The 19,726-nt window shown below is 43.0% G+C and carries 22 protein-coding genes and 1 pseudogene; 8 read left to right on the top strand and 15 right to left on the bottom strand.

Translation table 11 applies throughout. The features are described 5' to 3' along the window. Positions 1 to 3 precede the first annotated feature (3 nt). The 6 genes from rsxC to OV592_RS10560 all read left to right on the top strand — a co-directional run bounded on the left by rsxC (position 4) and on the right by OV592_RS10560 (position 4,830). Positions 4 to 1,473: an electron transport complex subunit RsxC gene (gene rsxC, locus OV592_RS10585; protein ID WP_406611357.1), complete on the top strand. Its 1,470-nt coding sequence runs from the start codon at positions 4 to 6 to the stop codon at positions 1,471 to 1,473. After that, entirely contained in the window at positions 1,473 to 2,477 is a 1,005-nt protein-coding gene (locus OV592_RS10580; protein ID WP_406611356.1) for an RnfABCDGE type electron transport complex subunit D, read from the top strand. Before rsxC ends, OV592_RS10580 begins: the two co-directional genes overlap by 1 nt. Before the next feature lie 2 nt (positions 2,478 to 2,479). Continuing rightward, positions 2,480 to 3,094, top strand: coding sequence for an electron transport complex subunit RsxG (gene rsxG, locus OV592_RS10575; RefSeq protein ID WP_338626358.1), 615 nt, complete (start codon positions 2,480 to 2,482; stop codon positions 3,092 to 3,094). Further along, a complete protein-coding gene (locus tag OV592_RS10570) occupies positions 3,091 to 3,777 on the top strand; it encodes an electron transport complex subunit E (RefSeq protein WP_016401531.1) in 687 nt (228 codons plus the stop codon). The genes rsxG and OV592_RS10570 overlap by 4 nt, the downstream gene beginning before the upstream one ends. Before the next feature lie 9 nt (positions 3,778 to 3,786). Beyond that, the gene (locus tag OV592_RS10565) at positions 3,787 to 4,053 is read left to right on the top strand and encodes an RnfH family protein (protein WP_406611355.1); all 267 of its coding nucleotides are present in this window, start codon (positions 3,787 to 3,789) and stop codon (positions 4,051 to 4,053) included. A 237-nt stretch (positions 4,054 to 4,290) separates the two neighbouring features. After that, positions 4,291 to 4,830, top strand: a complete 540-nt coding sequence (locus OV592_RS10560) for a flavodoxin (protein WP_016401533.1) — start codon at positions 4,291 to 4,293, stop codon at positions 4,828 to 4,830. 51 nt (positions 4,831 to 4,881) lie between these two features. Here the strand turns inward: OV592_RS10560 and OV592_RS10555 are convergent, their stop codons facing one another. The 7 genes from OV592_RS10555 to OV592_RS10525 form a co-directional block, all read right to left on the bottom strand. After that, positions 4,882 to 5,118 carry a hypothetical protein gene (locus OV592_RS10555; protein ID WP_406611354.1) on the bottom strand — a complete coding sequence of 79 codons (237 nt, stop codon included), beginning with the start codon at positions 5,116 to 5,118 and terminating at the stop codon, positions 4,882 to 4,884. 46 nt (positions 5,119 to 5,164) lie between these two features. After that, positions 5,165 to 5,572: a DUF3465 domain-containing protein gene (locus tag OV592_RS10550; RefSeq protein ID WP_406611353.1), complete on the bottom strand. Its 408-nt coding sequence runs from the start codon at positions 5,570 to 5,572 to the stop codon at positions 5,165 to 5,167. 131 nt (positions 5,573 to 5,703) lie between these two features. Beyond that, on the bottom strand, positions 5,704 to 6,588 hold the full coding sequence (gene eutC / locus OV592_RS10545) for an ethanolamine ammonia-lyase subunit EutC (RefSeq protein WP_406611352.1): 885 nt from the start codon (positions 6,586 to 6,588) through the stop codon (positions 5,704 to 5,706). Then, complete coding sequence (locus OV592_RS10540) at positions 6,585 to 7,988, bottom strand: ethanolamine ammonia-lyase subunit EutB (protein WP_406611351.1); 1,404 nt, start codon at positions 7,986 to 7,988, stop codon at positions 6,585 to 6,587. The genes eutC and OV592_RS10540 overlap by 4 nt, the downstream gene beginning before the upstream one ends. 66 nt (positions 7,989 to 8,054) lie before the next feature. Further along, on the bottom strand, positions 8,055 to 9,095 hold the full coding sequence (locus OV592_RS10535) for a TRAP transporter substrate-binding protein (RefSeq protein WP_152784836.1): 1,041 nt from the start codon (positions 9,093 to 9,095) through the stop codon (positions 8,055 to 8,057). 87 nt (positions 9,096 to 9,182) lie between these two features. After that, a complete protein-coding gene (locus OV592_RS10530; RefSeq protein ID WP_406611350.1) occupies positions 9,183 to 10,505 on the bottom strand; it encodes a TRAP transporter large permease subunit in 1,323 nt (440 codons plus the stop codon). Further along, positions 10,502 to 11,011, bottom strand: coding sequence for a TRAP transporter small permease subunit (locus tag OV592_RS10525; RefSeq protein ID WP_220721346.1), 510 nt, complete (start codon positions 11,009 to 11,011; stop codon positions 10,502 to 10,504). Before OV592_RS10525 ends, OV592_RS10530 begins: the two co-directional genes overlap by 4 nt. A gap of 405 nt (positions 11,012 to 11,416) precedes the next feature. On the opposite strand from OV592_RS10525, the gene OV592_RS10520 reads away from it, so the two are divergent. Continuing rightward, a complete protein-coding gene (locus tag OV592_RS10520) occupies positions 11,417 to 12,376 on the top strand; it encodes a helix-turn-helix domain-containing protein (protein ID WP_406611349.1) in 960 nt (319 codons plus the stop codon). 69 nt (positions 12,377 to 12,445) lie between these two features. Here the strand turns inward: OV592_RS10520 and OV592_RS10515 are convergent, their stop codons facing one another. The 8 genes from OV592_RS10515 to OV592_RS10480 form a co-directional block, all read right to left on the bottom strand. Beyond that, entirely contained in the window at positions 12,446 to 13,363 is a 918-nt protein-coding gene (locus OV592_RS10515) for a hypothetical protein (protein ID WP_406611348.1), read from the bottom strand. A gap of 98 nt (positions 13,364 to 13,461) precedes the next feature. Further along, the gene (locus OV592_RS10510) at positions 13,462 to 13,857 is read right to left on the bottom strand and encodes a hypothetical protein (RefSeq protein WP_406611347.1); all 396 of its coding nucleotides are present in this window, start codon (positions 13,855 to 13,857) and stop codon (positions 13,462 to 13,464) included. A gap of 32 nt (positions 13,858 to 13,889) precedes the next feature. Further along, complete coding sequence (locus tag OV592_RS10505; protein WP_406611346.1) at positions 13,890 to 14,375, bottom strand: hypothetical protein; 486 nt, start codon at positions 14,373 to 14,375, stop codon at positions 13,890 to 13,892. A gap of 643 nt (positions 14,376 to 15,018) precedes the next feature. Continuing rightward, complete coding sequence (locus tag OV592_RS10500) at positions 15,019 to 15,510, bottom strand: hypothetical protein (protein WP_406611345.1); 492 nt, start codon at positions 15,508 to 15,510, stop codon at positions 15,019 to 15,021. 92 nt (positions 15,511 to 15,602) lie between these two features. After that, positions 15,603 to 16,217, bottom strand: coding sequence for an SMI1/KNR4 family protein (locus tag OV592_RS10495; RefSeq protein WP_406611344.1), 615 nt, complete (start codon positions 16,215 to 16,217; stop codon positions 15,603 to 15,605). A 147-nt stretch (positions 16,218 to 16,364) separates the two neighbouring features. After that, on the bottom strand, positions 16,365 to 16,631 hold the full coding sequence (locus tag OV592_RS10490) for a hypothetical protein (protein ID WP_406611426.1): 267 nt from the start codon (positions 16,629 to 16,631) through the stop codon (positions 16,365 to 16,367). A 107-nt stretch (positions 16,632 to 16,738) separates the two neighbouring features. Continuing rightward, positions 16,739 to 17,215, bottom strand: a complete 477-nt coding sequence (locus OV592_RS10485; protein WP_406611343.1) for a hypothetical protein — start codon at positions 17,213 to 17,215, stop codon at positions 16,739 to 16,741. Between the two features lie 108 nt (positions 17,216 to 17,323). Beyond that, the gene (locus OV592_RS10480; RefSeq protein ID WP_406611342.1) at positions 17,324 to 18,067 is read right to left on the bottom strand and encodes a hypothetical protein; all 744 of its coding nucleotides are present in this window, start codon (positions 18,065 to 18,067) and stop codon (positions 17,324 to 17,326) included. 493 nt (positions 18,068 to 18,560) lie between these two features. On the opposite strand from OV592_RS10480, the pseudogene OV592_RS10475 reads away from it, so the two are divergent. Further along, positions 18,561 to 19,601: pseudogene (locus tag OV592_RS10475) on the top strand (IS110 family transposase). Positions 19,602 to 19,726 lie beyond the last annotated feature (125 nt).

Raw genomic sequence — 19,726 nt, 5'->3', positions numbered from 1 at the left:
ACTATGTTTAATCTAAAACCTAAACCGTTTAGCGGTGGCGTTCACCCCAAGGGCTATAAAGAGCTTACCCAGCAACAAGACATTAGCAAAGGCTTTGTGCCTGGCCGGGTGTACTTAGGTATGCAACAGCGAAATGGCTCCATGCTTAACAGCCTCGTAGCGGTTGGTGACACAGTAGTTAAAGGCCAACTTATCGCCCGTGGCAGTAACGACATGACGGTGCCTTTACACTCACCAGTAAATGGCACTGTAGTAGACATAAAGCCCTACTTAAGTAGCCACCCATCTGGAATTAAAAGCCAGACCTTGGTCATTGCCAATAACGGTGACAAACACTGGGGTATTGATTACCCGCCAAGCGACTACCAAAAACTTAGCCACGAACAAATTATTGAACGAGTACTCGAAGCTGGCATTGTTGGCCTAGGCGGAGCAGGTTTTCCAACCGGGATAAAGCTTCGTTTAGCCCGTAAGTCTAAAGTTCATACCTTGCTCATTAATGGTGGTGAATGTGAACCTTACTTAACCTGTGATGATCGCCTTATGCGCGAACAAGCGGCTGAGATCATCGCGGGGATAAAGGTAATGGCAAAAGCCATTGGCGCGACTAACTCCATTATTGCGATTGAAGATAACAAACCAGAAGCGATTAATGCCATCAAACAAGCGAGTGATGGCTTTAGTGGGATCAGCCTTAAAATTGTGCCCAGCCTTTACCCCATGGGCTCTGAGCGTCATTTAATTAAAGCAGTCACCGGTATTGCTATTGGTCCTGGGCAGTTAAGTACTGCTCAAGGCATATTGGTGCACAACGTCGCTACAGCTAAAGCGGTTTACCAAGCAGTGCGTTATCAGCGCCCCCTGATCGAACGCGTGATCACCGTATCTGGAGATGCCATCGAGGCTCCCGCCAATATTACCGTGCCCATTGGCAGCTTAGTATCACAAGTTATTGCAGAATGTGGCGGCCTTAAAGCCGAAGCGAAAAGGATGATTGCTGGTGGCCCAATGATGGGACAAGTATTGCCATCGCCCTTTGTGCCAATAGATAAAAGTGTCGGCGGTCTTTTAGCCTTAAGCGAAGAGCAAATTAACCAGCGGCAAAGCCAAGACTGCGTGCGCTGTGGTAACTGCGTAAAAGTATGCCCAATGGGCTTAATGCCCTTTCAAATGGCAGCACACAGCAATAATGATGACTGGCAAGGCGCACAAGAATTTGGCTTAGACTCCTGCCTATTGTGTGGTGCTTGCAGTTACATTTGCCCTTCTAGTATTCCTCTCGTGCAGTATTTCCAGCACGCAAAATCTAACATCAACGCACAACGTAGCATGATGCAGAAATCAAACTTAGCTCGCCAACTTACCGAGGCACGTCAACAACGCTTAGCCCGCGAAGCAGCAGCTAAAAAAGCAGCCAAAGCAGCCAAACGTAAACGCCCTGCTCGTTCTCGCAGTACTCAAGGAGAAAGCTAATGGCTATAAACAACCCAATAGCAGCACCACATACCCACTCGGGTTTATCCACTACTAACATTATGTATTTGGTAGTACTCGCTCTTAGTCCAGCGGCTTTATATGGGGTATGGATTTTTGGCTTGCCTGCTGCATTAGTCATTGTTAGTTGCTGCATTAGTGCTTGGCTTAGCGAGGTAATGTGTCTGCAACTGCAAGGTAAAAACTGGTTAAGCAGTATAGATGGTTCATCACTGCTTACCGCGCTGCTGCTAGCGATGAGTTTACCTGCCAGTACCCCATGGTGGGTAGCTAGTTTTGGCTGCATATTTGCCATTGTGATTGGCAAACATGTATACGGCGGTCTTGGGCACAACCCTTTTAACCCCGCCATGTTAGGTCGGGTAATGCTGTTAATCTGTTTTCCTATAGAACTAACTAACTGGCAAGCCATCAGTATCCCAAGCGTTGGTTCTGAAGGCTTAATATTTAGTCAACAATGGTTAGGCATCGACGGCGTAAGCTCGGCAACCCCTCTCGCTGATTTAAATCAAATCGTTGAATGGAAGGGGCTATTACTTGGTGAACATGCCGGTAGCTTAGGAGAAACAAGCGCCTTGCTTATAGCCTTAGGCGGACTGTTTTTAATTTGGCGCGGCATCATTCGCCCTTATATACCCTGCGCGTTGCTGCTTGGCTTAACTATTCCTGCGAGTATTGCGCACTGGCTGCATCCTCAAGACTTTGCCTCAGGATTAGCACATTTGTTTTCTGGTGGAGCCATGTTAGCGGCCTTTTTCATTGCTACCGATTTAGTCACTTCGCCCACTAGCCCTCGAGGCCAAATACTGTTTGGTGCTGGTTGTGGCTTACTTATTTGGCTAATTCGTAGCTTTGGTAGCTATCCAGAAGGCGTTGCATTTGCGGTGCTAATCATGAATGCGGGTACACCAGTAATAGACCACTATTTAAGGCCAAAAATATTTGGCAGCCAATCATTATTTAAACGCAGCAAAGGAGCTTAATCATGACCTTACCTTGCGTTGAAAAACATATTAACAGCAGTATCTACCAATCTATTTCGTTAGCCGTTGCTGTGGGCCTCTCTAGCGCACTGTTGTTGGGTTTAAACACAATTACAGCGCCAGTAATCGCCCAACGTGTAAACGAAGACAAGCTGGCGGCTATTGATTTAGTCATGCCAAGTTCTTACTACCAAAATGCCTTGTTAGCTACCGAGCACCCTTTTGAAGTTGAGCAGCGAAACTACACCGTTTACAACGCGCTAGACCAACAAGGCCAAACCAGCGGCTACGTAGTGCAAGTTACAGCTAAAGGCTACGCTGGCCCAATTAACTTATTAGTTGGTGTAGACGCATCTCTCGCTATCTTAGGCGTTCGTGTATTAAGCCATAGCGAAACACCCGGTCTTGGCGACAAAATTGAAGTAGCCAAACATCCTTGGATTTTAAGTTTTAACCAAAAAAGCCTGAGTAATACTTCAAAAAAGGCATGGGCCGTAAAAAAAGACGGTGGAGAGTTTGATCAATTTACCGGCGCTACCATCACACCACGCGCAGTAGTAAACGCAGTGCATCAAGCTTTAAAGGATTTAGAGTTAAAACAGGGAGAGAAGGCATGAGTAAATACAAAAACATCATTGCCGACGGTTTATGGAATAACAATGTGGTACTTGGCCAGTGTTTAGCTCTTTGTCCGTTGTTGGCGGTAACGTCTAGCGCGACCAACGGTTTAGGCCTTGGCTTAGCGAGTTTGGTGGTGATGGTAATGGCAAACTTGATCAGCGCCCTAAGCAAAAACTATGTTAGCCGCGCGGTGCGCATCCCAATAAACATTTTGATGATAGCCACCTTGGTAACCATTACCGATATGTTATTGAATGCTTGGGTTCATCCGCTACATAAAGTATTAGGCCTTTTTATTCCGCTTATTGTCACCAACTGCGCCATTTTGGGCCGAGTAGAATCCTTCGCCAGCAAACAGGCTCCAGTACCCGCAATAATAGATGGTTTTGCAATGGGCATTGGTTTTACCTGGGTATTGGTGTTTTTAGGTGGTGTACGGGAGATTATTGGCTCAGGCACCTTGTTTGCCGACGCTCACATATTGTTGGGCCCTGCTTTCAAAGCCATAGAGTTCACCATAATCCCCGATTACCGAGGGCTGCTGTTAGTAATTTTACCGCCTGGTGGATTTTTAGTTCTTGGTGGATTGCTTAGCCTGCATAGACTCATCCAGCAAAAACTAGAAAACAGAGCGAAACCAGCAGCAGTTTGCTCAGCCAAAGTTAGCGTTCAGCAATAGGAGGTTACTATGTTAGTGAGCATTGCCTACGCAACTCCTCAGCAGCAACTTTGCATTAATGTAGAAGTGGTAGAAGAAAGCAGCGTGATTAACGCCTTGCATCAATCAGGCATCTTAGATTTATGCCCGGAAATACAACTGGATAAACAAAAAGTGGGAGTATTTGGAAAGTTTGTGACCTTAGAAAGTCAGTTGGTTGCAGGAGACCGAATAGAAGTTTATCGGCCTATCACATGGAAGCCCCCAATAGAAGAAGATGAAGACGATGATGATTAAGCAACAGACCAGAGTCTAGTTCTAAATCAAATAAGCAATAAGCTAACAACTTATTGCTTATTTGCTTCTATTCATCTGCTCGCTTCGTCTTAAAACAAACAATCTTCAACAATAGCTCTGTTGTATTTATAACAAAAACAATAAGCGATAATCATAAGTCATTGTAATTGCGAAATATATTTAGTGGATTACATCTTGCAATAAGTTATATAAGCCAGCTATTTAAGGAGTACTATCATGGCAGATGTAGGAATCTTTTTTGGGACAGACACCGGAACAACACGAAAAATTGCTAAGCAAATTCATCAGCAATTAGGCGCTGATCTTAGCGACAAACCGCTTAATATTAATCGCGTTGATATCGACACCCTAAGCAGTTACAAAATGTTAATCCTAGGCACCCCAACTTTAGGCGAAGGCCAACTACCCGGTCTAGCCGCAGATTGCCAAGCAGAAAGCTGGGACGAGTTTTTACCGCAATTAGAAGTTGCAGATTTCTCCGGCATAAAAGTCGCGTTGTTTGGTTTAGGCGACCAAGTAAACTACGCTAGCGAGTTTGTAGATGGATTAGGTGAGCTTTACGACGCCATCGCAGAAACCGGCGCAGATCTCGTTGGCGAATGGCCAGCAGAGGGCTACGAGTTTGATGATTCATCAGCCTTGTTAGACAACGGTAAATTTGCAGGGCTAGTGCTAGATAACGATAACCAAAGTGAGTTACATGCAGAACGAATGGCTGGTTGGCTAGAGCAGATAAAAGCAGAGTTTGGCGTTTAACCACTTACCTTCTTATAAAAAAGAGCGCTTAAGCGCTCTTTGTTTATTGCCTTATTGAAACTCGTCACCCTTATTATCTAAGGTTTTGCAGCCACATTGTTGGCATACTATGTAGCGGTCTAACAAATCTAAAGAGGCGCCAACCGCACTTGCAGTACCACCAAAAAAGCCTTCCATAAACGCTTTAAGCTGTTCAGTTTTGCTAGTGCCATATTTAGACGGTTTTTGTTTCATTAACTCTTTGTGATCGGTTTCTTCACCACACTTTTTACAATACCGCTTAAACATACACACTTCCTTGTTTAATAATAATCAGTTCTCAATGCCGGTAGTATCAATCGTATTGCACACCGCGATGCTTTAACCAACCGTCGACGTGGCGACCAGCGGGATCATGATGAGTCCAATGAATCACTCCACCCTTATTGTTCCATTCGTACTCACCGAAAAACTCTACCTTATCCCCTACTCTTAAGTTTTTGAGGCGCGGGGCTAAATCGATATTGTGAGCAATCAACAGGGTTTGGCCATTGTTTAACTTAAGAATAAATCGTTGATGGCGTGAGCCCTGCTCGTCATCCGCTAATACTCTTACAACGTAACCTGAGCTATTAACCTGCAAATCACTGACTTTGTTCTTAAAAGCCGAGGCGATTTGCTGCTCACCACTTGCTAGTGCAAATAAACTAAAACACGCTAAGCTCAGCAGCACAGCGAATTGATATAAAGTTTTAAAAGACATAGAGAATTTGTTCCTAAATAAGCCAAAACACTCAGTTAATAATTAATATTATCAATATAACTTATAAAGTTCATCAATTAACAATCACTAGTTGCGAGAAATTGGCTGACTAAGTCTTGGGATTAACGAGATTATTTATCTTTGGCAGCCGACACTAGAAATTGGCTTTTGGGGCTAGATTCGAGATTTGAACTGTCTTCAACCACCAATGAACGGTCTTTTAAACCTATGCCTGTACATTTAGTTTTCATTGACTCGGTTAATAAGTAAAAGGCCTTATGGCTGGCTTCTTCATAACAAAGGCCTTCTGGTCGTATGTTGGAAATGCAGTTTCTGCTTGAATCTTTAGCTCCGCGTTTAGGGTTCCAAGTAATATAAATACCCATGCTGTCAGGCGATGTAAGACCAGGACGTTCGCCAATTAAAATTAGGGTGATTTTAGCCTTTAAACACTCACCTACATCATCTCCCACCGCTACGCGCCCCTGTGTAACAATGGTTAAAGGCGCCAAAGACCAAGGGTATTTATCATCCTTAGTTAACTTGGTCACCAAACTTTCTATCACCGGCGCAGCATGGCGTTGAATAGCGGTTGAAGAAAGCCCATCAGCTACAACAATAGCTAAGTCATACTCTTGACTACTTTTCCCCCGATGCTTTAGCAAACTTTGCCACGAGGCTTCGCAGAGTTGGCGGCCAAGATCGGGGCGCTGTAGATAAGTCATTCGATCATTAGCTTTGCTGCTTACTACCATGGGAGTATGTTTTATATGCGTTTGAACAGTCGATGAAGCTTGTAGTTGCTCTATAAGACTTTCTACAGCTAAGGCCTTATGCACCGCGTCTATCGCACGAGCATGGTCCAGTTGAAAAGGTAGCAGCTGCTGTGTTGGTATACTGGTTCCAGCGCGTCCAAGCGCAATACGTGCCGACGTAAACTGCTTTAAAGCCTGCCAAGGATTTTCGGTGACTAAGCCAATAGCCTTGCCGCTTGATTTTGTAGAAGGCTTACTCATAATTCATTTTTCTCAACTAAAGAGATAGGCGAGCTAAATGTTTGGGCAAGATTTTGATTTAGTTGCACTTTATCTACATCACTAAATATATCCATATTACTTAACCATGTCTCAAACTCTGGCGCAGGTTTTAAGCCGAGCACTTTGCGAGCATAAAGCGCATCGTGAAAGGAGGTTGTTTGATAATTAAGCATGATATCGTCAGAACCAGGAATGCCCATAATAAACGAGCAACCAGCCACCCCCAGTAAGGTAAGCAAATTGTCCATGTCATTTTGATCGGCATAAGCATGGTTGGTGTAGCAAATGTCACAGCCCATCGGAAGGCCAAGCAACTTGCCACAAAAATGATCCTCTAAACCTGCACGAATTATTTGTTTACCATCAAACAGATATTCAGGGCCAATAAAACCTACAACCGTATTCACCAAAAACGGATCGAAGTGGCGTGCTACTGCATAAGCCCTGGCTTCGCAGGTTTGCTGATCAACCCCAAAATAAGCATCTGCCGATAACGACGTTCCCTGGCCGGTTTCAAAGTACATCACGTTATTGCCAACGGTGCCGCGTTTTAACGACAATGCGGCGTCTTGAGCTTCTTGCAGCACATTGAGATTTACACCAAAGGTGTCATTGGTGCCTTGTGTTCCGCCAATGGATTGAAAAACCAGATCAACAGGCGCACCTTTGTCTATGGTTTCTATGGTGTTTGTCACATGAGTCAATACACAAGACTGAGTTGGAATTTGATAGTGCTGAATGACTTCGTCTAAAAAGTTTAGGAGCTTGATAGTTTGCGGAACATTATCAGTGGCTGGGTTAATGCCTATTACGGCGTCACCATTGCCATACATCAAGCCATCAAAGATTGTCGCGGCAATGCCATCTAAAGAGTCTGTTGGGTGATTAGGCTGTAAACGAGTAGATAGTCGATTTTCTAATCCAACTGTGTTACGAAATGCCGTGATTACACGACACTTTTTCGCTACCAAGATTAAATCTTGATTACGCATTATCTTGCTTACTGCTGCAACCATTTCTGGGCTAAGCCCAGGCCGGAGTGCCGCTAACGCTTCAGCGTCGGCTTCGTCACTTAGTAACCAATTGCGAAGATCCCCAACGGTCATATGCGATATAGGCGCAAATGCCACGCTGTCGTGGCTATCAATAATTAGTCGGGTAATCTCGTCTGTTTCATAGGGAACCAGCACTTCGTTTAGAAAGGTTTTTATAGGCAAGTTAGCTAATGTCATTTGCGCAACAACACGCTGCTCGGCAGTTTCTGCACTTACACCCGCAAGAATATCGCCCGAGCGCTCTGGGGTAGCCTTTGCCATTAGCTCGGCTAGTGAGCCAAAATTGTATACGGTGTCCCCTTGTTGCCAGCGATACGCTGCCATAGCTATCCCTTTCGTTGTACTTCAAATAGCAGCAACAACGACTTACGCCGTTGCTGCTCTGGTTTGTTAGCTGTAGCGGTAAGGTCTACCTGCTTTTTCCATGTCAGCGTTGTATTTCTTAAAGATTTCTACAATCTTAGCCTTAGTTGGCGATTCTTTGGCGATTTCATCCCAGAATACGTGTGCCTCTGCTTCAACCGTAGCCCATTCTTCATCAGGAATGGAAGTTAGCTTCATATCACTACCCTCAACTCGCAGTTTAGCTTCGCCACCCCAGTACCACCATTGACGGTAATAATGTGACGTATCTAAACATAGTCCTAGAAGCTCTTTAAGGTGATCAGGTAATGCATTGTAGCGATCCATATTGGCAAAGAATGAACCAATCCAGGCACCAGAAATATTGTTTGTTAAGAAGTAATCGGTAACCTTAGACCAACCCACGGTGTAGTCTTCGGTAATGCCCGACCAAGCAATACCGTCTAGTTCGCCGGTTTGCAGAGCCACCTCAACATCTTCCCAAGGAATAGACACCGGCACCACACCAAACTTAGCCAAGAAGCGACCGGCAGTTGGGAAGGTAAATACTCTTAATCCTTTAAGATCTTTAAGGCTAGTAATAGGTTTTTTAGTGGCAAAATGACAAGGATCCCAAGCACCCGCAGAAATGTGCTTAACACCTACTTTGGCGTACTCTTCTTTCCAAATTTTGTCTAAACCATATTGATTAAACAATACAGGCACATCCAGTGAATAACGGCTACCAAATGGGAAGTAACCGCCAAAGGTGGTTACTTCTGTAGGCGAAGCCATAGAGTCATCATCAGATTGAACCGCATCAATGATGCCTTTTTGCATGGCGCGAAATAGCTCGCCTGTTGGCACCAGCTGATCGGCAAAATAGAGCTCAATTTGCATCTCTTCACCGGCAATGCGGTTAAAAGCTTCAATGGCCGGTTTAATTACATGCTCAGCTAAAGCTGGACCTGCATAGGTTTGCATACGCCATTTAATCTTCGGGCTAGCGGCAAAGGTTTTGGCCGGAGCCAACATGGTACCCGCGGTAAGTGCAACAGCACTTGTTAAAAACTTACGTCTTGAGTTCATTGTTATCCCTCCAGTGGATTATTGCTAGCAGACCCTTGCCCGCCTTAAGGTAAATATTGATTAATAAGCTTTTGAATAAATTCAGTTTTACTTGCCATACACATAATCAGGAAGCCATAAAGCTAGACTTGGAAAAACCATCACTAGGATTAACACAAAGACCATGATGCCAACAAATGGAACTACCGAACCGTAAATGTCACGCAGGCTAATTTGCGGCGGTGCCATAGCGCGCATCAAAAAGAGGTTGTAGCCAAAAGGCGGCGTCATATAGGCAATTTGGGAGGTCACGGTATAGAGAACGCCGTACCAAATAAGGTCAAAACCTAGTGCATTAACCAAAGGCACATATAACGGCGCAACAATCACCAACATGGCGGTGTCGTCTAAAAAGGTGCCCATTACCAAAAATGACAACTGCATTAAAATAAGAATCGCCCAAGGCCCAAGCCCTAGCTGCTCGGTAAACAAATGTTCGATAGATTTTACTGCGCCCAAACCATCAAATATGGCTCCAAAACCAAGGGCAGCAAGAATGATCCACATAAACATACAAGAGATGGCCAAGGTACTACGTACAGAGTTCTCAAATACCTGTTTGGTCATGCGCCGTTTGAGAATAGCGGCCAAGAATGCTGCCATTGCACCAATAGCCGAGCTTTCTACTAAGCTTGTCCAGCCGTTAACAAAAGGAATCATCATTGAGGCAAAGATGCCAAGGGGTAACAGCCCTGCCCTAAGTAGCCTTAGTTTTTCGGCCATAGGCACGTTACGTTCTTCCTCGCTTAACACCGGGCCTAAGCTGGGGTTAATCCGACAACGAACTGCAATATATATAATGAACAGTGTTGCCATCACCAAACCTGGAATAATACCGGCGAGCCATAGTTGACCAACTGGTTGGCGCGCAATCATCGCGTAAAGCACTAATACCACCGAGGGAGGCACCAATATGCCTAAAGACGAACCGGCCTGAATAACCCCAGTGACCATTTTTTTGTCGTAGTTACGCTTTAACAGTTCAGGTAGTGCAATGGTGGCACCTATCGCCATCCCTGCCACCGACAAGCCATTCATTGCCGATACCAGCACCATAAGCCCAATGGTACCAATGGCTAATCCACCGGGCATCGGCCCCATCCAAACATGAAACATCTTGTATAGGTCGTCGGCAATTTTTGATTCCGACAGAACATAGCCCATGAAAATAAACATTGGCAGCGTAAGCATCGGATACCAATTCATTAGCTTCATGCTGGCAGTAAATGGAATTTCTGCGCCGCCAGTACCCCAAAGTAATATGGCGGCAATTGAAGCTACCGCGCCTATTGCAGCAAATACACGTTGACCCGTTGCCATTAGCAACATCATCAACGAGAACATCATTGTTGCTATCATGCCGTAACTCATTTGATCTGAACTCCTCGAATAACTGCAATATCTTTAATAAATTGGGAAATGGCCTGCAAAATCATCATCACAAAACCGGTGCACATTAGTGCTTTAATAGGCCACAACAATGGGCGCCAAGCAGAGCGAGTTCGTTGGCTATATTCAAGGGAGTAAAGTGTGCTTTCTAAGCCACCGTATAGCAGTACGATTAAATAGAAAATCAAGAAGAAGATGGTGAATGCATCAACCCAAGCGCGTTTTTTAATTGACCAATTCCCGTAAAATAAGTCCATGCGCACATTGGCATTTAGCTGCATCGCATAAGCGCCACCAATAATGTAGTAAGCAACCATCATGAATTGCGCAGACTCTAAGGTCCAAAGAGACGGCATAAAGAAAGTTTTTGATACCGATGACCACATAAGCACGCCAACAATCAAAAATATCCCATACATCATCAAGCGACCAACTCTTCGATTGAACGCATCAACATATTTGACATAGGCAATAATAAAACTCGGCATTAACTTTCCTTTTTATACGAACACATGGGTAAAACCTTTTTCCCATTTACAGCTGTTAGTTCTTAAAGCAGTACAACTGGCTATTTTTTACTCACACCTAGGGTCCAAATATTCCAGCTATACATCGAAGAACACTTGCAAGAATTGGCCTCGTGATTCCCTGCTAGTCAAAGACTAAGTAGCCACATTGTTGCCCATTTTTATTAACAAATAAGGCAATATATTCTCAACAATTCAGCTGGATCAGTTTTTGCTGCTTCTGCATCAACAACTATAAGTAAGGTTCAGCAATAGCTATTCCGATTAACTATCAATAATTGGCAAGATTAAAAATATATATAAAACAACAAGATAATGGGCACATCGCCCTAAATTGGTTCAGAGCTTGAATCGAGGAAGATAAATATGGTGACAAATACGCAAACAAACGGTGACTCATTGTTGTGCACAATTCACTCTAATGATGCAAATCATCAAGCGGCAAACTTAGTTAACTGGCAGCAAGAGTTTGATCAACTAAGCCAAGGCCGCTTTGCTGGCCAAATAAATGAAATTAACTTCTCGAATATTCATGTATTTCGCGAAGACACAAACCAAGAGCTAAGACAGCAGTGCCGTGTTGAAGAAGGGGGATTATGGATAGGTTTTAGTAGCAATCAAAAAAGTTGTCGTATTAACAACCAAACTACCCGCCATAGTCAGTTTTTATGCCGACCAGGTAGCCTAGACTTCGAATTGCTCACGCCCGAACACTTTTCTATTTATGGCTTGGTATTGCACAAAAGTTTATTCAGCCAATTAGAAGAACATCAAGATGATCCAATTATTAGCCAAAGTTTTGATAGCCTATGGCTAGATAATATCCCCGCCAATACCTTACAAACCTTTCAGCAATACCTATCACAACTGCTACAAACAGAAGGCAGTCGCTGGAGCAGCAACACCCAAGCACTTATTCTAGAAGACGCAGTGCTCAATCTACTTAGCCAAGCACAAAAACCCGCTGTAGTTAGCCCCCCTGCGTTAGATCAACGCCAACGCATTATGCAACGGGTTAAAACCTACCTTACAGAATCTCGTCTTAAAAACCCTATTACCGTTAGCGAGCTATGTGCTGCAGTGCATGTTAGTCGCCGCACCCTGCAATATACCTTTAGACAGTGCTGTGATATGACACCAAAACAATACATACAGATAATTCGGCTAAACCAAGTTAGGCGAGCATTACTACATTGCCGGCATCAACAAACCATTGCTGAAGTGGCATTTGATTATGGCTTTTTTCATTTAGGACAATTTTGCCGGGATTACAAAAGACTGTTTTGCGAAACACCCAGTGAAACCAGACGCCGAGAGTTTGCTTAACGCTTGTGTTGTTCGAAATAACAAGCGCAGGCGTTATTCCCTGCTTCTAAATTCGAAGCAGCTTGCAAGCTACCAAAGTGGCATTTGGCTTATTGCATCACTTTGAACAAAGGTCCCCACAAATTGCTCTACGGTTTCTTCACCATTGGCATAGAGTACATACAGATTGTAAGTAAGCTCGCCTTCACCGTCGCCTTGGGTGGCATTACTTACTATCGGTTGAACTTGTAGCGTAGCTGTGGCACTTGGCTCGATTAAAACCGGTAAATCAAAAACTAGCTGAGAGACTGGATTTAAGTGATTTAAATTTATCGTTTGCTGGTTGTTGGCAGTATTTAATGGTGATCCTCCATCGCTTGCCTCGCCGCCTGTCGAATATAAGCTTTTAGCTCTAAAACCGTAAACAGTTACTAAGGCTTGCCCTTGGTTTTTAAACAGCATGTTGAGTTTAGGCGGTTCAATCAATCCCGATATATAACTAATCGCGGCGCTATGCCACAGATAGTCAGGCGTGGTGTCATCAAACTCAGCGTACTTCGAGATTATTGGATCTCGTAGCATTTTAGTTTTTATAGATTCTGGTATTTGACTAGCACGCCAAGGGGACTCAGCGTTTTGATTATTTGGGTATAACCACTCAAGGTTAGCGCTATTGCGTTGCCAGAAAACTTGATGAACGGCTAGGCCTTTCGCGTTCACAATATAAGGTGTGTTCGAGTAAACCCACATGGATGCATCTTCTTGGTAACCCAAGCTTCTGTTGTTGTATTCTCGTAAAGGCTCCCATAAATCGTCTACTGTTAAGCCTTTAAGCTTCCATGTCCCAAATTCTGAGCTAACTTGATCATCGGGTGAAATATAGACACTGTTTAGCACCAAATTGCTTGGTGCCTCTATTGAAGGAGTTACAGTGGAAGAACACCCCAAACTCAGCCAGAACACTGCCGCTAACATAGCAACTAGAAAACCTTTAACGGTTAGATTCATCCTATCCTCTCAAATTGTAAACCTAAGACCTAACTAGAAGTAAATAGTCTACTTAACTGGCAGTACATGAGTAAAAACCAGCAAGCAGTGGTTTTACATTATTGAATGTATTCAACTAACTGGCCATGGGATAATATGTAAAGCTCTGGGTATGATGCTAAACCATGATCTTTCAACAACCGATTCACATCTTTATAGGTGCGTACTATCTGTTTTGGATCTAACGTCGCCTCTTCAACAATGTTTTGTTTAAATACCGGGTCTGTTTTTTTGGGCAAATAGTCTAGATAGAAACGATCGCAAGCTTTTAAATTCTCAGAAAACAATCTCGCTGTAAGGCATTGTTCAAAATCCTCGATGGCTTGGCTATCTGCTTCTTGTTGAGCTGTTATAGGACCGAAGCTAGCAAAATAAAATAGTAAACCCGCAGCTAACAAAGCGGTACTACTTATAGCGAGCCAAGTCTTCTTACTGCTTAAAATACTCAATGCCACTTGCATGTCTCTATTGTTTTTGAATGCCTCGTTTAGAGGCAAGAGTCTTCAGAGCTTAAAATCTCTGCGTACCACTTTTCTTTATAGAGATTTTCAATTGCTCCACACTCGAGCTCATCATTTAAACTAAGAGGAAACGTCTCCCAGTAACTAATTCTAAGTCCTCCACCAGATACTCCAATACCTCTCCTGTTTATCAATATATTTGCAACAAAATTTCCATTATCGAATGTGTACGCAACGGCTAGGACAACACCAAGGTTGGTTAGCTTACTTTGTATTTCCTTTATTTTTGTTTCTTGAAGCGGACTGCTTTTACAGTTTTGACGGATATATTTCATTGAGCCGAGTTCAACTCTACGTAAGCATCTATCATTCTTAAATAACTCAACGATAGAGGTAATTTCAGATTCATTTACCTTAAACCAGCCATCTACATCACTGATTTCCATATCAACACCTTCTGTCCCACATCCTGATAGCAAAAATAGGGCTAGATAAATGGTTGCTAACTTCATAGTGCCTCTAACGCCTAAATAACGAGACAAAACCCAAAGTGTTTTTCGGTGATAGTATGTCGCTTGCAGTAGCGCCCAAAAACACACAGGAGTATGGGTCGCTTTTTAATTGGCTTGTTATAAGGCTATTCAAATGGGAGTTCTACTGTATACGTCTGAAGAAGCCCTTCTGATACCTTAACTTTTAATTGGTTACTCTCAATCGTACAGCAGCGATACTTAGGTTCTTTTTTCTGATTAAAAACCTCCCTCAGAGAGATATCGCATATTTCCAATATTTGAGCGTGTTTCTTAACTCCAGCAGCGTTTAAAATGTCACTATTTCCTAAATATCGCAATCCGATTGTTTTAGTAGAGTTGCCATCTGATTGCCTAATCGGAGCGAAAGACCGTTCAGGCAGGATACTCCCAAGCTCTTTAATGAACCTGTAGCTACTATCGAAACATAGCTCCTTTCCAAAGCATAATGCAGGAATAGTCAAAACAAATAGAACTGGAACTAACTTAATAATCTGATTCAACCGATACCTCAATTTCTTATAACGCTTCGCATAACTGGCGCAAAGTGAGCTTGGGTGGACTTAGCGAGGTACGAGCTGAACCAAGCTTTTTACGTCGACTTTGATGCGATTGTTAAGTGATTCTAGCTACACCAGTTTAACCACTCAGCTCTAGCAATAGGATGAGAATGAATACCTTGATTTAATCCGGCGGAGAACTCTTCAGAAGAATCAGGATATAAGCCAGCCTGCTGATAATTAAGCACTTTGACAGTACCTAATAGCTTAAATGGATGTGTACTGTAAGCCTGGTATGCTTCAAGCGGACACACCATACCATTAGCCCATACTTTGAAGACAAATACATCTTGTTTCTTACCGTCACTAGCGGAGATTACACCGTCACGGCTGAATGCCCAACCTTCGGTTGTCTTGGGTATATTCACCAAGGCAAATTCAGCTTTTTCTACAGCTTCAGCTTGAGAATCCGCTTCAAAAAAACGAAGGAGTTTTTCCCCCCCCTCTAATGACACTATATATGGAACCATCAGATCTTCAGACTCTAAAGCATCTCCAACACGAGCACTTTCAGCCATTGCGAATCCAAGGAGTTCTCCAACCAAAGTATGATTCATTTTTATTCCCATTCACATAACGGATTGAGCAGGCTAAGCTAAGGAGCGGAGCGACGAAAGCCTGCGAAAAGCCGTCCGCGTGGGTTGGTTTGTTAGCTTGTTTTGACGTATTTCCAAGTTGGCGAGTTATACCAGTTGCAAGGGTCGATAGCCCTTTCTGGCTCCAACCAATGTACGCCATCATCAAGTGCATCTTCTGCGAGGCCGTACTTACCAGCAATTAAGTCACTTTCGAAATTGATGATGTATTCACCTACAGAGCTTGCTAGCTTGAGGGCTACATGCATTTCGTAGTCAACTAAAATGACCTGCCCATAATCACCATTTTCATTTGGATTGAGGTCAACACTAATGACGCAGTTACCCCAATTATCCCCTATGTGGATGCGTGACTTACTAAGGGTATATTCCTTGCGGATCCCTTGTTCGGCGAAACGTAAGGCATTTGAGTCATCTTCAAAATCAAAGCCTCTCAATACATCGATAAGTTTCTGAATATTCAGAAAAGGAACACCATATGCAAAGTTACCCAAGGATTCCGGGTCATTGCCTGCTGTTTCCTTGTACAAGGTAATGAGATCCGAAGGTAGTGGGCTTTTGATCAAGGATTGAAGCTCTTCAATCTCCTCATGCGTAGCCGCTGGCAACAGAGAATCTATGATTTTGGGAGCAATTTGTTTTAGCGACTTTCTAACACTCTCTAACACACCATTTCCTTCTTCAATGATTTGGCCTTCTTTTGCAAGTTAACGCTCCGCTCAGCGGCCGCGGCTGGCGGAAATTTTGTTTACTAAATTTGTGCCAGCTACACTCGGTCCTTTTTGCAGCGGCTTGTTATGTTGCTATTTACACTGTTACATGACCATGCCTTTACCAACCGTTTTTCCCCCTTCTCGGATTTCAAAGTCAACGCCGGTTGTTAGTTCACTATAATCAACTGTATCAGCATAAAGTAAGGCAACTCGCTGCTCATACATCGAATTGGGCTTAACATTATCCGGTATATTTAAGAATCTAACACCTAGATAATCAGAAGTTCCATTCACAACAAAATGAGGAGAGTAGCCAGTTCCAATTGGCATACACGGCCTCCCACCTTCATCATAACTGTAAAATAACAATCTTGTTTTAATCAGTTCCAACCTAACTTTCTCTAGCTACATAACGCCTCAATAACCGGCGCAGCTTTGCTGCGTCCGGCGCCGAAGGCGCGTAGTTGATTGACTTGTTATGAGGCATTTAATGTGCGCCCGAAACTAATGCCACCACGTTCTGCTAATTCGAAGCTTTGACCTTGAATGAGTTTTGGCTTTTGGCGAATGTACATTTTAAAACCAGTTGCTTTAACGGTAATTTCACCTTCTTGGCATTCAAAGCGATAGGTATGAGATGTGAACTTGCCGTTCGGTGTCAATTCAGGATTTTCCATGTATAGATCTGCAACTTCAATGAGTCCCTGCTGTGACTCAATATCAATTTTCACATCAAATGCGTTAACAAAAACCATTGTTACCGGTGCAACCCAAAATTTGAAATATGTTTCACTTTCTTTCGGGTGAACCCATTTGAATATGTAGTCTAAGTCAAGTAAGTACTCGAATTGCGCTGCATTAGAAACCATTGACCATATTGATGCGTCATGCCACCCCATAACTTTGAAGTCAGCTTCGGTCCAGACTTCCTTTTCTAAATCGTATGCACTCACTCGATTGATGCCTTATAACGCCCGCATAACGGGCTAATAACGCTTGGCTAAAATTGGTGAGGCACGAACCAAGCCAAGCGTTACTAGTCCAATGTGTTGATGCGTTTGTTATAACTTCTGCACCTGAAATCCCATATATTTTATGCTTTTATCCACCAAGTTATTAGTTAGTGTAAATACATCACTTTTATAGTTTTCAACTATTTCATTTAGTTGCTCAAGGTTTGATATGTCTTTTGAAATAGTAATATTCTTGTGAGTAATCCAAACAGAGTCACCGCTATTATGACCAGTATCTCCATTAGATGCTAAAAACTTTCCTGTATTTACATCAAATAATGTGAAACTGATTTGTGAGTAAACAATTTTATTGTCTGAACCAAAGAAACTACGATTATAAATACCATAGCCTTCTACATACTGGTTTGTTTGATAATATGCATCTTGAAAATCAATAGGTGTAATGAATAAAACGTAGTCAAAACCTTGGTCTTTAAGAACATTTAAACCATTTTCACTTGTCATTGCATTGGAGTAACCAGTTAGATAATTGTCCGAAGGGATAGTTAGCTGGTCGTTTATTTGGTTATCAGTTTGAGGACTGTAAACACCTTTTAATTGATTTATAACTCTGTTTTCAACGTGAGAGTTTAATTTCCAGTGCTCAACATTGGCTGCGAACTTTTTATTTTGAAATGCAGTTGTTCCTGTTACTTGGAAATTGAATTCATTATTTAGTTGGCTTGCTATAAATATCTTACTTTTTGCAGCCACTTCTTTTGAAGCAATTCCCTGTGTTGAGGCGCACCCCTGAATTAACATGACAAATGCGCAAAAAACTAAAATTCTCATACGATACTCCCTGAAGTTGTAACGCCTCAATCAGAGGCAAAAAATAGTTGGTTAGAATTAGCGACGCAGGAGCAAAACCAACAGTTTTTTGTCCTGATGAATTGACTTGTTATATGCCAACTTCCTTAAGACGTTCTTCCATTACAAGCAGGTACTCCTCAACCATTTTGTAATACGTACTCCATTGCTCAGATGCAGGGAAGTCTTCCATATGCGTTCGCGCCCTGCTGATGAACAATTCGACTGGTAGGTAATTTTGAGAAATGTAGCAACCAGTGATGTTGTTTACATAAGAGACCAAAGCGTAAACAGTCACATTCCTGCGGTATCCACGAGCAGGCGCACAATCAACTGAGTTCAGCTGCTTCTGAAGTTCTCTTATGCGAGTGTCCGAATCTTCCATTTGTGCCCTTTTGGCATATAACAGATAATTAGACTCCCTCCGCTCTCTGCTACGCTTTAGAGTCAACATTAATATGTTAGGAGTCAATATATGCTTCATACTACCGTTATTGGTGTCGATTTGGCAAAAGAGGCCATTCAAGTTTGTGTTGTTGCTCGCCAACAGGTGCTTTCTAACAAAGAAATGACACCGTCTCAATTTGCTACTTGGTTAGTCAAAACGAAGCCATCTACGGTTGTGTTTGAAGCATGTTCCACTTCTAATTATTGGAAACAAAAGGCGGAATCTCTAGGTCATGATGCTCGCTTGATTAGCCCACGCCTGGTATCCGCGGTTCGGCAAAGCCACAAAACTGATAAGAATGATGCCTTGGCCATTGTGCATGCAGCCATGCTACCTAACGTAAAATTTGTACATGGTAAAACTCCTGAACAACAGTAGTTGCAAACCGTTTTACGTTTGCGTGAGCAAACGATTAAGCAAAAAACAGCCATGAATAACCAACTTCTTGGCTTATTGCTTGAATTCAATATCCGGCCTTCTCCTAGAATGGGCGGCTTAAAATCTGCTGTAGCCAGTGCGCTCGAAGATGCCGACAATACGTTTACAGCACCTTTACGCGATGCTCTGCATAGTGCTTGGCTACTTTATCAAGCCGTCATTAGAACAATTGAACACTACGATGACGCTCTCACCGCCTTAGTCGAGCACATACCTGAATGTAAAAAACTCATGAGGCTTGAGGGTGTAGGGATAATTAATGCCATCAATTTATATAGCGCTATTGATTTAGCCGATGACCACATATTTAAGTCAGGAAAAGATGTCGCTGCTTGTATCGGGTTAACCCCTGTTCAGCACTCCTCTGGAGGGAAAACTAAGCTTGGGGCAATTAATAAACATGTAAGAAAAAGTACGCTACGTAGCCAACTCGTTACTGGTGCATTCACGTATATAAATAATGTTTGTAGAAGAACACCACGCACAGAAAAAGACGCTTGGATACAAGCTCTCGTCGCTCGTAGAGGAAAGAAATGCGCTGCAGTAGCGCTCGCCAATAAAACAGTTAGAACTGCCTATTCAATACTCACCAAAGGAACTGATTATCGAGTTAAAGCACTCGTTGCCTAGTAAATTCAACAACACATTGCTTAATCAGAGTCGAGATAGTCAGTAATAAGCTGAGAGATTTAATCTCGCCTAACAGATTTGAAACTCGATACGCGTAATTATCTTTGAGCCATTTATAGAGCTCG

Origin of the sequence: Agarivorans sp. JK6, assembly GCF_045277145.1 — a bacterium.
GTDB lineage: Bacteria > Pseudomonadota > Gammaproteobacteria > Enterobacterales > Celerinatantimonadaceae > Agarivorans > Agarivorans albus.
Note: the sequence above shows the minus strand (reverse complement) of the source record. Positions and strands in the feature narration are given on the sequence as shown.

Bases quoted from the DNA above. Each gene is read 5' to 3' on its own strand.
- OV592_RS10515 (WP_406611348.1), bottom strand. From the start codon at position 13,363: ATGAATCTAACCGTTAAAGGTTTTCTAGTTGCTATGTTAGCGGCAGTG.
- OV592_RS10540 (WP_406611351.1), bottom strand. From the start codon at position 7,988: ATGGCAGCGTATCGCTGGCAACAAGGGGACACCGTATACAATTTTGGC.
- OV592_RS10570 (WP_016401531.1), top strand. From the start codon at position 3,091: ATGAGTAAATACAAAAACATCATTGCCGACGGTTTATGGAATAACAAT.
- rsxC (WP_406611357.1), top strand. From the start codon at position 4: ATGTTTAATCTAAAACCTAAACCGTTTAGCGGTGGCGTTCACCCCAAG.
- OV592_RS10480 (WP_406611342.1), bottom strand. From the start codon at position 18,067: ATGAGAATTTTAGTTTTTTGCGCATTTGTCATGTTAATTCAGGGGTGC.
- rsxG (WP_338626358.1), top strand. From the start codon at position 2,480: ATGACCTTACCTTGCGTTGAAAAACATATTAACAGCAGTATCTACCAA.
- OV592_RS10505 (WP_406611346.1), bottom strand. From the start codon at position 14,375: ATGAAGTTAGCAACCATTTATCTAGCCCTATTTTTGCTATCAGGATGT.
- OV592_RS10530 (WP_406611350.1), bottom strand. From the start codon at position 10,505: ATGAGTTACGGCATGATAGCAACAATGATGTTCTCGTTGATGATGTTG.
- OV592_RS10520 (WP_406611349.1), top strand. From the start codon at position 11,417: ATGGTGACAAATACGCAAACAAACGGTGACTCATTGTTGTGCACAATT.
- OV592_RS10535 (WP_152784836.1), bottom strand. From the start codon at position 9,095: ATGAACTCAAGACGTAAGTTTTTAACAAGTGCTGTTGCACTTACCGCG.
- OV592_RS10565 (WP_406611355.1), top strand. From the start codon at position 3,787: ATGTTAGTGAGCATTGCCTACGCAACTCCTCAGCAGCAACTTTGCATT.
- OV592_RS10555 (WP_406611354.1), bottom strand. From the start codon at position 5,118: ATGTTTAAGCGGTATTGTAAAAAGTGTGGTGAAGAAACCGATCACAAA.
- OV592_RS10500 (WP_406611345.1), bottom strand. From the start codon at position 15,510: ATGAATCATACTTTGGTTGGAGAACTCCTTGGATTCGCAATGGCTGAA.
- OV592_RS10580 (WP_406611356.1), top strand. From the start codon at position 1,473: ATGGCTATAAACAACCCAATAGCAGCACCACATACCCACTCGGGTTTA.
- OV592_RS10560 (WP_016401533.1), top strand. From the start codon at position 4,291: ATGGCAGATGTAGGAATCTTTTTTGGGACAGACACCGGAACAACACGA.
- eutC (WP_406611352.1), bottom strand. From the start codon at position 6,588: ATGAGTAAGCCTTCTACAAAATCAAGCGGCAAGGCTATTGGCTTAGTC.
- OV592_RS10525 (WP_220721346.1), bottom strand. From the start codon at position 11,011: ATGCCGAGTTTTATTATTGCCTATGTCAAATATGTTGATGCGTTCAAT.
- OV592_RS10550 (WP_406611353.1), bottom strand. From the start codon at position 5,572: ATGTCTTTTAAAACTTTATATCAATTCGCTGTGCTGCTGAGCTTAGCG.